The sequence below is a fragment of the Erythrobacter sp. genome (assembly GCF_038133525.1).
Classification (GTDB): Bacteria; Pseudomonadota; Alphaproteobacteria; order Sphingomonadales; family Sphingomonadaceae; genus Qipengyuania.
Window position 1 is genome coordinate 1062 of record NZ_JAYPTL010000134.1, and the last position, 1424, is coordinate 2485.

Here is a 1424-nt window from a genome sequence, read left to right on the forward strand (position 1 = left end):
GGACAGCAAGGGAGGGGCCAAGGGGGAGGACGGCTCGGCCTATGAAACGCCCCCGCCCTTTGGAGACGGCGATTCCATGTCCGATGATGTTCCGTTTTGAGCAATTGCGCGGGGAGCGAGACGGTCTTGCTGCGGGCCTCCAGCTTCACCTTCGGCCGTGCCTCGCTCGCGCTCAAATACCGAGACGATAAATCGCGGCTGGTGCTGTGGCTGGGCGTGACCGCCGTGCTGGGCCTTGCCTTTCTGGGCATGGAGGCGCGCGATTTCGGCAAGCTGATCGGGGAAGGTTCTACGCCAGGGCAAAGCGGGTTCCTTTCCGCCCATTTCACGCTGCTCGGCACACATGCGCTGCATGTCGCGGCGGGGCTGGCGTGGATGGCGGTGCTGGTGGCGCAGCTCGCCTTTACCGGGCTGGAAAAGGCGGTGGCGACGCGGATCATGCGGCTGGCGCTGTTCTGGCACCTGCTTGACGTGGTGTGGGTCGCGATCGTGACCTTCGTTTTCCTGTACGGGGCGGCGTGATGGACCGCGGCGACATTCCCCGCAGCGAGCGTGATGGCGCGCGCCGCGAATTGCGCGATCTGGTGCTGGGGCTTTCCAGCGCGGCGATCCTGACCGCGCTCAGCTTTGCGGTCGTCATCTTCAAACCGGTGGGCCATGGCTGGATGCTGGGCGGGCTGGGTTTGCTCGCCATCGTGCAGATCGCCGCGCAGTTCCGGTTCTTCCTCCACATTGATCTCAGAAAATCGCACCGCGACGATCTCCAACTGATCCTGTTCACCGCGCTGGTCGTGTCGCTGATGGTGGCAGGCTCGATCTGTATATTGTTCGACCAGCATGCGCGCATGATGTGAAGCGGCATCATCTGTTAACCTCATAGCGCTATGTGAATAAATAACATTCCTGGCATTACCGCTCGAACTCCTCCGATCGAATTTTTACAGTAAGTTTTGCTGGAAACGGGGAAACACTCGCACTCTGGGACATTGGAAGGGCAAGGAGACCAACTTGCCCATCACCATCAATGACCAGACTCACGAGCTGCCCGACGATCCGCGCGTCAGCCTGCTCGATTTCCTGCGCAGCCATATCGGGCTGACAGGCACCAAGAAAGGCTGCGACCACGGCCAGTGCGGTGCCTGCACCGTCATCGTCAACGGCCTGCGTATCAACAGCTGCCTCTCGCTCGCCGCGCTGCACGATGGCGACCATGTCACCACGATCGAGGGGATCGGCACGCCGACCGATCCGTCCGCGCTGCAGCTTTCCTTGGTCGAGCATGACGGGTTTCAGTGCGGATATTGCACGCCGGGGATGCTGATGACTTCGTATCGATTCCTTCAAAATAATCCAAATCCAACCGAAGACGAGATCCGTGTCGGCTTGAGTGGAAATCTTTGCCGCTGCACTGGATATCACAACAT

3 protein-coding genes are annotated in these 1424 nt (G+C 60.5%); all 3 read left to right on the forward strand.

Annotated elements, in window-relative coordinates; genetic code table 11:
- Positions 1-126: 126 nt before the first annotated feature.
- Complete coding sequence (locus tag AAFM29_RS17110) at positions 127-522, forward strand: cytochrome c oxidase subunit 3 (RefSeq protein WP_341713934.1); 396 nt, start codon at positions 127-129, stop codon at positions 520-522.
- Entirely contained in the window at positions 522-854 is a 333-nt protein-coding gene (locus tag AAFM29_RS17115) for a cytochrome C oxidase subunit IV family protein (RefSeq protein WP_341713935.1), read from the forward strand. Before AAFM29_RS17110 ends, AAFM29_RS17115 begins: the two co-directional genes overlap by 1 nt.
- Before the next feature lie 154 nt (positions 855-1008).
- Positions 1009-1424 (forward strand): (2Fe-2S)-binding protein (locus tag AAFM29_RS17120; RefSeq protein WP_341713936.1); only part of this gene is annotated, 416 nt, incomplete at its 3' end.